The sequence below is a fragment of the Streptomyces sp. YS-3 genome (assembly GCF_045257485.1).
Classification (GTDB): domain Bacteria; phylum Actinomycetota; class Actinomycetes; order Streptomycetales; family Streptomycetaceae; genus Streptomyces.
This window is the reverse complement of the sequence record NZ_JBJHPC010000320.1, coordinates 1-8,370: the sequence shown is the minus strand read 5'-3', so window position 1 is coordinate 8,370 and position 8,370 is coordinate 1. Positions and strand designations below refer to the sequence as shown.

At 73.8% G+C, this 8,370-nt stretch carries 10 protein-coding genes; 3 read left to right on the top strand and 7 right to left on the bottom strand.

Going from position 1 to position 8,370, the window contains the following annotated elements; all coding sequences use genetic code 11:
* The 5 genes from ACJA3G_RS23470 to ACJA3G_RS23450 form a co-directional block, all read right to left on the bottom strand.
* A partial coding sequence (locus ACJA3G_RS23470; RefSeq protein WP_406555009.1) for a hypothetical protein occupies positions 1-885 on the bottom strand: 885 nt, incomplete at its 3' end.
* Positions 882-1,778: a hypothetical protein gene (locus ACJA3G_RS23465; protein ID WP_406555008.1), complete on the bottom strand. Its 897-nt coding sequence runs from the start codon at positions 1,776-1,778 to the stop codon at positions 882-884. The genes ACJA3G_RS23470 and ACJA3G_RS23465, both read right to left, overlap by 4 nt.
* A 34-nt stretch (positions 1,779-1,812) precedes the next feature.
* Positions 1,813-2,460 (bottom strand): peptidase, encoded by a 648-nt coding sequence (locus ACJA3G_RS23460; protein ID WP_406555007.1) that lies wholly within the window; start codon positions 2,458-2,460, stop codon positions 1,813-1,815.
* Positions 2,461-2,647: 187 nt separating this feature from the next.
* Entirely contained in the window at positions 2,648-3,118 is a 471-nt protein-coding gene (locus ACJA3G_RS23455) for an ATP-binding protein (RefSeq protein WP_406555006.1), read from the bottom strand.
* Positions 3,119-3,198: 80 nt separating this feature from the next.
* A complete protein-coding gene (locus ACJA3G_RS23450; RefSeq protein ID WP_406555005.1) occupies positions 3,199-3,567 on the bottom strand; it encodes an STAS domain-containing protein in 369 nt (122 codons plus the stop codon).
* A 376-nt stretch (positions 3,568-3,943) separates the two neighbouring features.
* Between ACJA3G_RS23450 and ACJA3G_RS23445 the strand changes: the two genes are divergently transcribed.
* Positions 3,944-4,825 carry an RNA polymerase sigma factor SigF gene (locus tag ACJA3G_RS23445; RefSeq protein ID WP_406555004.1) on the top strand — a complete coding sequence of 294 codons (882 nt, stop codon included), beginning with the start codon at positions 3,944-3,946 and terminating at the stop codon, positions 4,823-4,825.
* Between the two features lie 49 nt (positions 4,826-4,874).
* Here the strand turns inward: ACJA3G_RS23445 and ACJA3G_RS23440 are convergent, their stop codons facing one another.
* A complete protein-coding gene (locus tag ACJA3G_RS23440) occupies positions 4,875-5,567 on the bottom strand; it encodes an aspartate/glutamate racemase family protein (protein WP_406555003.1) in 693 nt (230 codons plus the stop codon).
* Between the two features lie 60 nt (positions 5,568-5,627).
* Here ACJA3G_RS23440 and ACJA3G_RS23435 point away from each other — a divergent pair, with 60 nt between their 5' ends.
* Both ACJA3G_RS23435 and ACJA3G_RS23430 read left to right on the top strand, forming a co-directional pair.
* Complete coding sequence (locus tag ACJA3G_RS23435) at positions 5,628-6,239, top strand: HD domain-containing protein (protein WP_406555010.1); 612 nt, start codon at positions 5,628-5,630, stop codon at positions 6,237-6,239.
* A gap of 125 nt (positions 6,240-6,364) precedes the next feature.
* Complete coding sequence (locus ACJA3G_RS23430; protein WP_406555002.1) at positions 6,365-7,273, top strand: SDR family oxidoreductase; 909 nt, start codon at positions 6,365-6,367, stop codon at positions 7,271-7,273.
* On the opposite strand, the gene hutI is transcribed toward ACJA3G_RS23430, so the two are convergent.
* Positions 7,252-8,370 (bottom strand): imidazolonepropionase (gene hutI / locus ACJA3G_RS23425; RefSeq protein ID WP_406555001.1); only part of this gene is annotated, 1,119 nt, incomplete at its 5' end. The genes ACJA3G_RS23430 and hutI overlap by 22 nt on opposite strands.

Sequence of the window (8,370 nt, the reverse complement as noted above, 5' to 3'; positions counted from 1 at the left end):
GTGCCCCGCCCCGCCCGGGCGGACCCTGTCCACCACCGCCATGCCGATACGGAACACCGCCGCCGGGACGACCAGGCACAGCAGGATCCAGAAGAGCGTCACGCCCCACGGGCGGCCCACGCCCCAGGGCTGGGTGGCGAGCACCTTGGGCCCGTACTTCACCAGGACCTGGTAGTCGCCGTGCGCGCCCGCGGGCAGCTCGAAGCCCAGACGCACCTCGGCCTTGCCGCCGGGCGCAATGGTGCCCTTCCACCGCTGGTCCTCCCACCGCGGCGCGAACACGCCGTGGGAGGTGCCCAGTTGGAAGACCGGGTCCTTGACCGGCGCCGGGCCGAGGTTGCCGACGGTGACGACCAGCGTGCGCGAGGGCGGTGCCCCGAACCAGGTGAGGATCCCGCTGCCGCCCCTGAGCTCCGGCGCGGTCAGGACGCTCAGGCGCCCGGTGCCGGACTGCTCGGGCAGCGGTGCCACCGGATGGCCGGTGATCCGCACCTCGGCGTCCACCGCGGCCGGCTCCCCCGTCACCGTGGCCACATGCACCACGCAGGGGCAGGGCTTGGGCGGTGCGGCCACCGGCAGCGGCTTGCTGAAGGCCCCCTGGGCGTCGGTGGTCACCGCGCGCCCGTCCGCGTTGGCGCAGGAGTTGGTGCCGCCGATCACGCCCTGCCCGGGGGTGGACTGGCCGCAGACCAGCAGCATCAGCAGCGTGCCGGGCCGCCAGCCGGTGCCGCTCGCGGTGATCTCGCCGCCCTTGGCCGCCTCCTGTCCGGAGAGGGTCACCACGGGTTTCCCCGCGTCGGCGCGCGCGACCACCGGGGGCACCGCGGACAGGAGTGCCGCCAGCACGGCCGCGACCAGCGCCGCCACCGCCGTACGCCCCCTCACGACGCCGCTCCCGTCGTCGCCAACTCATTTGCGGGCCGCGCCTCTTGGGGGGCGTCGGCTCCCTGTCGGCGCCTTCGGCGTATCCACAGCGCGGCTCCCGCGCCCGCCGCCGCGCATCCGGCGCCCGCCACCGGCCCCCACGGCACGAACGCCGCGGTGGCCGTCGCCTCGCCCCGGGCGGCGCCGGGCGCCGTCACCGTCAGGCGCACCTCGACGCGGTCCAGGGCGGGCGGGTGCCACGGCTCGGTCAGCTCGGCGCGCCCACCGGGCGGCAGCGCCACCGGCAGCGGCCGGGCCGGGCGCCGCAGCCGCCGCCCCCACAGCCCGTCCGCGCGCACGGCCAGGCTCGGGGCGAGTGTGGTGTTGCCCCGGTTGACCAGGGCGTACCGGATGAGTGAGTTGCCCCGGTCGAGCGTTACGTCCTCGACGGTCAGCGCGGCCAGGACCGGTCCCGCGACCCGCACCCGGACCGGGACCCGCGCCTGCCGGCCGCCGCCGGACGCGACCAGCGCCGCCGTGTGGCCGCCGGGCGGCGCGCCCACCGGGACGGTGACCGTGAACGGCACCTCGGCCCGGGTGCGCGGCGGGATCCGCACCTCGGCGGCGGCCGGTGTGATCCAGGCGCCGGTGCCGGTGCCGGTGCCGGTGGCAGCGGTCCCGCGCAGCCGCAGGGTCAGCGGACGCCCGGTGGGGTTGGTGAGCGAGAGCCGGTCCTCCAGGACGGAGCCGGGCGCGCCCTCCAGATAGAAGTACGGCCGGCCGCCCCCGGCCGAGACGGGCGCGGCGCTCCACTCCCCCTCGGCGGCGTGCGCGGCGGGGCCGGACAGGGCGGGCAGGACGGACAGGGCCAGGGCCGCGGCGTACACGGCCGGGCGGATCGGGCGCGGCGGCATCAGCGGCTCCCCGTCGGGCGTCGGTAGGGACGGGTCAGCCGTGTGCGCGGGCCCCGCGCCGGGTCAGCCACAGCACCCCGGCCGCGCCGGTGAGCAGGACCGTGCCGCCGAGCGTGCCGAGGGCGAGCGCCGAGTCGAGCGGGCCGGTCCTGGGCAGCGACTCGGCGGCCCCGGGGGCGCCGGTGACGTCCAGGGCGAGGGAGGGGCCGGGGCTGTTGCCCGGGGTGCAGGTGGTGGTGGTGCCCAGCGCCTTGATGGTGAGGACCGAGGCGGTGAAGGTGACCTTGCCGGATGCCTTCGGTGTGTACGTACCGCTCAGGTCGCTGATCTTGATGGGGCTGTTGGCGGGGATCTCGGCCGTGTTGGCGGGGCCGGACACCGCCACCGTGCCCTTGTCGGGGCCGCCGAGCCGCACGACCGCGCTCGGGTTCATCGCCCCGGGGCCCAGCGCCACGGGGCTGGAGGAGACGCCCTTCTGGAACGACATGGTCAGCTTGTAGGCGCTGCCGCTTCTTACGGCCTTGATGTCGATGGGCGACACCGCGCTCTTGGGCCCGATCGGTGTCTCGCACTTGTAGTTGACGTCCACGACGTCGGCGTGGGCGGCCGGGGCGGAGATCAGCACCACCGGGGCCGCCACCGCAGCCGCAAGGGCGAGTGCTGTCCGTTTCTGGTACGACACGTACGACACCTCGAATTTCCCTCGGTCCCGAGGCCGTTCACGTTACTGACGGCACATCAGATTGGGCGTCAAGGTACGCCGGGGACCTTGTCGAGGGAAGACACACAACACAGTGGATGACGGACGCGAGTGACGTGAGTGCCCTGGACGGGCACCACGTGAGGACGTGCGCGGGCGAGGAGGCGCCCTACGCGGGCGCGGCGAGCTCCGCCCAGACCATCTTGCCGGCCACTCCGGGGGTCCTCAGGACGCCCCAGTCCAGACAGAGCCGCTGGACGATGAACATGCCGTGGCCGCCGGGCCGTCCCGCGCGGTGCGGGGTGCGGGGCGCGGGCTGGCCGGAGCCGAGGTCGGTGACCTCCAGGCGCAGCACCTTCGAATTGAGGGCGACGCGCAGTTGCTCGGGGCCCTCGGCGTGCAGGCAGGCGTTGGTGACGAGCTCGGAGACCACCAGCAGGACGTCCTCGGCGGCGGCCCGCCGGTCGGCGGTGGCGGCCGGCAGCCAGCCCCACTCGTACAGCGCCTGACGGGTGAAGTCGCGCGCCAGGGGCACGACGCCGCTGGCCCCCTCCAGGGCGAGGACGCGCGAGGCCGTCGCCGGAGCTCCGTCCGGCTCGGGGCCGCGGTCGCCCGGCTGGTGCTGCCGGGTGGTGCTCATCAGCGCTTCACCTCACCGATTCACCGAACGCCTGGTTCGCCAACGTCTTGGGTCTGGTCTCCTGCCCCGCAACAGCGGGGTCAGTCGTCCAGTGCGGCTTCGAGCGAATCATGCACGCTGAAGACCGCTTCCGCTCCCGTGATCTCGAAGACGCGGGCCACCACGGGAAGCATCCCCGCCAGATGGACCCCGCCGCCGGCCGCCTCGGCCTTGAGCCGGGCGCCGAGCAGCACGTTCAGTCCCGTCGAGTCGCAGAACTCCAGCTGCGCGCAGTCGACGACCAGCCGGGTGCGGCCGGCCTCGACCGCGCTCTCCAGCGGTTCGCTGAGCAGCTCCGCCGTGTGGTGGTCCAGCTCGCCCACGGGCGTGAAGATCTCACTGCGGCCGTGCGAGCGGACGCCGACCTTGAGACGGCCTCCGTTTGCGCTTCCGACCGTGCCGCGGTCCATGCCCGTCCCTCTTCGCTGTGATCGCCGTGGTTCGCCGTGCCACACCGTAAACGGTGCGGCGGTGGTTCGTGTCGTCCTTCCGAGTGCTTTCCCTGTGCTCCCCGTCACAAGTGACGCACCTCTCCGCATACGTGGCCGAACACGGCCCCGCACACGCGGACTCCGCGAGAACACTACGCCTTCCCTACGGCCGCCGGAAGCCGAACACCGCCCCGAACCGGACATATAGTAACAACTCGACCTTGCGGCGGTAGGACCAAAGCGGGTAGGGGTAGGAGAGACAGTTTTTCACCACGACCGGCCATGGAGGCGCCGCAAACCGATCCGCCACGTATGGGCGTCGGCAGCCATATGCCGAGAACGATGGAGGAGACCCATGTCACCCCGGCTCGACGAATCCATGGATACGTCGGCAACGCACGTACCGCACACCACCCCCACCACCCTTGAGGGACTTGGCGATCTCCCGTCGATCCCTCCCTACGAACACATCGCGCCGCTGGACGCGCGGGCCCTGTCGAAGACGCTCTTCGCCCGGCTCGACTCCCTCGAAGAGGGCACTCCCGCGTACTCCTACGTACGCAACACGCTCGTCGAACTGAACCTCGCGCTGGTCAAGTTCGCCGCCTCCCGCTTCCGCTCGCGCAGCGAGCCGATGGAGGACATCATCCAGGTCGGCACCATCGGCCTGATCAAGGCGATCGACCGCTTCGAGTACGACAGAGGCGTGGAGTTCCCCACCTTCGCCATGCCGACCATCGTCGGCGAGATCAAGCGCTTCTTCCGTGACACCTCCTGGTCGGTGCGGGTCCCCCGCCGCCTGCAGGAACTCCGTCTCGACCTGGCCAAGGCGGGCGACGAACTCGCCCAGCAGCTGGACCGCTCACCGACGGTGGGCGAGCTCGCCGAGCGCCTGGGCATCACCAAGGACGAGGTCGTCGAGGGGATGGCGGCGAGCAACGCGTACACCGCCAGCTCGCTGGACGCCCAGCCCGAGGAGGACGACACCGAGGGCGCGCTCGCGGACCGGATCGGCTACGAGGACCACGACCTCGAAGGCGTCGAGTACATCGAGTCCCTCAAGCCGCTGATCGCCGGACTGCCGGCCCGGGACCGCAAGATCCTGTCGCTGCGGTTCGTCGCCAACATGACTCAGTCCGAGATCGGCGAGGAGCTCGGCATCTCCCAGATGCACGTCTCCCGTCTGCTCTCGCGCACCCTGACCCGGCTGCGCAAGGGGCTGACGGTGGAGGAGTGACATCCGCCGCCCGCGCGAGGGCCCGTCCCCCCGGGGGACGGGCCCTCGGCTATGGCGCCAGCGCGGCGGTGACCGCCGCCTCGGCGTGCAGCCGCGTGGTGGGGAACACCGGTACCGGGCTGTGCTCCTGACGGATCAGCAGCTCGATCTCGGTGCAGCCGAGGACGACGCCCTCCGCGCCGTCGGCGACCAGCCGCGCGATCACGTCCCGGTAGGCGTCGCGGGACTCCTCCCGCACCACGCCGAGGCACAGCTCCTCGTAGATGACCCGGTGGACCAGGGCGCGGTCGTCGGCGCCCGGGGTGAGGACGTCCAGGCCGTGCGCGCGCAGCCGGTCCCGGTAGAAGTCCTGCTCCATGGTGAAGGCGGTGCCGAGCAGCCCGACGCGCCGCACGCCCCGGGCCCGTACCGCCCCGGCGGTCGCGTCGCCCAGGTGCAGCAGCGGTACGGAGACGGCCGCGGCGACCTGGTCCGCCACCTTGTGCATGGTGTTGGTGCAGATCAGCACGAGGTCGGCGCCGGCCGCCTCCAGTCCCTTCGCCGCCGCCGCGAGCACCTCGCCCGCCCGCTCCCACTCCCCGGCGCGCTGGAACTCCTCGATCCCGGCGAAGTCGACGGAGTGCAGGACGCAGCGGGCCGAGTGCAGACCGCCGAGCCGTTCGCGTACGAGCTCGTTGAGGAGCCGGTAGTACTCCGCGCTGGACTCCCAGCTCATGCCGCCGATCAGGCCGATGGTCCTCATCGCGCCACTCTAGGCTGTGGTCGTCACTGACCGGTGTGGACGAGGGGTGGGGCCGTGGAGATGCACGAGACGACCGAGGTCGCGGGGATCGGGATACCCGAGGGGCGGGCGGCGCGGGCGGCGCGGCTGGTCTGCGCGGAGTACGCGGACGAGGCGCTGTACCACCACTCGCTGCGGTCGTACTTCTTCGGCGCGGCCTGGGCCCGGGAGCGGGGCCTCGCCTACGACCGTGAGCTGTTCTTCGTCTCCGCGCTCCTGCACGACCTGGCGCTCACCCCGCCCTTCGACAGCCACACCCTGCCCTTCGAGGAGGCGGGCGGCCATCTGGCCCGTGTCTTCACGGCCGGCCTTGGCTGGCCGGACGCGCGCCGCGACCGGGCGGCCGAGCTGATCGTGCTGCACATGCGCGACGACGTGTCGCCGGAGGCGGACGTGGAGAGCCGGCTGCTCCAGGTGGGGACGAGCGCCGACGTCTCCGGCACCGGCCTGGAGGCCTTCGACGCGGCGTTCCGGGCGGAGCTGGTGGGGGCGTATCCCCGGCTGGGCTTCGCGGAGGCGTTCGTGGGCCTCTTCCACGACCAGGCCCGGCGCAAGCCCGGGTGCGCGGCGGCGGAGCTGGTGGCCGGGGGCTGGGAGAAGCGGGCGCTGGGGAACGGGCTGGATCGCGCGTAGCGGCCGGTTGTGGGCATGCTGGCCGCCGAGGGCCGGTGAAGCAGAGGGCCCGGCGCCGGGTTCGTGGACGCCGGAAGCCCGGAAGCGGCAGGCCCGGGAGCCGCAGAGACCGCCAGGAGGCCCGTATGACCCCGGTGAACCCGGTGAACCCCGTCATCGCCGTGACGGGAGCCAGTGGCGCCATCGGCGGGCGGGTGGCCCGCCGGCTCGCCGAGCGGGGGGTGGCGACCCGGCTGGTGGGCCGCACTCCGGAACGGCTGCCGGATCTGCCCGGCGCGGTCCGGGCGGCGCCCGCCGCGTTCGGCGACGCGACCGCGATGCGGGACGCGCTGGCCGGGGCCGGGACGATGCTGATGGTGTCGGCCCACGAGTCCCCGGACCGGGTGCGCGAGCACACCACCGCCGTGGACGCGGCCGTCGCGGCGGGCGTGCGCCGCGTCGTGTACGTGTCGTTCCTCGGGGCCGCCCCGGACGCCGCGTTCACCTTCGCGCGCGACCACTGGCACACCGAGCAGTACATCCGGGGCTCGGGCCTGGCGTACACGTTCCTGCGCGACAGCCTCTATCTGTCCGGGCTCGCCGCGATGGCGGGCCCGGACGGGGTGATCCGGGGCCCCGCCGGGCACGGCCGGGTCTCGGGGGTCGCGCACGAGGACATCGCGGACGTGGCGACGGCCGTGCTCCTGGGCGAGGGCGGCGGCAGGCCCGGCGGCGGGGCGCACGACGGCGCCACCTACGACGTCACCGGCCCCGAGGCGCTGACGCTCACCGAGGTGGCGGCCGAGCTGAGCCGGGTGACGGGCCGCACCGTCACCTATGTGGAGGAGACCCGCGAGGAGGCCTTCGCCTCACGCGCCGGGTACGGCGCCGAGGAGTGGGAGGTCACCGGCTGGGTGAGCTCGTACGAGGCGATCGCCGCCGGGGAGATGGCGGCGGTCGCCGACACCGTGCCCCGGCTGACCGGCCGTCGCGCCCAGTCGTTCGCCGAGTACCTGGACGCGCATCCGCGCAGCTACCGGCACTTGACGCCCTGACGCCAGACGTCGCCGACCAGCGGCACACCGGGCCGGTAGGCGAGGTGGACGTGGCTCGGGGCGTCGAGCAGCGCGAGGTCGGCGCGGGCGCCGGGCGCGATCCGCCCGACATCGGTGCGCCGCAGCGCGGCGGCGCCGCCGGCCGTGGCGGCCCAGACGGCCTCGTCCGGGGTCATCCCCATGTCCCGTACGGCGAGTGCGACGCAGAACGGCATCGAGGACGTGAACGAGGACCCCGGGTTGCAGTCCGTGGACAGCGCGACGGTCACCCCCGCGTCGAGCAGCCGCCTGGCGTCGGGCCACTGGGCGCGGGTGGAGAACTCGGCGCCGGGCAGCAGGGTCGCGACCGTGGTGCCGTTCGCCAGCGCGTCGACGTCGGCGTCGGTGAGGTGGGTGCAGTGGTCGGCGCTGGCCGCGTCGAGCTCTACGGCGAGCTGGACGCCGGGTCCGTAGGAGAGCTGGTTGGCGTGCACCCGGGGGGTGAGCCCCCTGGCCTTGCCCGCGAGGAGGATCGCCCGGGCCTGGTCGCCGTCGAACGCGCCCTTCTCGCAGAAGACGTCGACCCAGCGGGCGTACGGGGCGCAGGCGTCGAGCATCTCGCCGGTGACGAGCGCGACATAGGCGGCGGGGTCGTCGGCGTACTCCGGAGCGACGATGTGCGCCCCGAGATACGTCACCTCGTCGGTGTGCTCGGCGGCGATGCGCAGGGCCCGGGCCTCGTCCGCGACGGTCAGCCCGTACCCGGACTTGGTCTCGAAGGTCGTCGTCCCCTGGCGCAGCGCCTCACCGAGGTAGCGGGCGACGTTGGCGCCCAGCTCGGCGTCGGTGGCGGCGCGGGTGGCGGCGACGGTGGTCCGGATGCCGCCCGCCTTGTACGCCTGGCCCGACATCCGGGCGTTGAACTCCTGGGTGCGGTCGCCGGCGAAGACGAGGTGCGAGTGGGAGTCGACGAAGCCGGGGACGGCGGCGTGGCCGGTGGCGTCGTGGACCTCGTCGGCGGCGGGGGCGTCTTCGGCGCGGCCGACCCAGGCGATGGCGGCGCCGTCGATGACGACGGCGGCGTTCTCGACGAGGCCGAGGGGGGTGGGGCCGAGGGT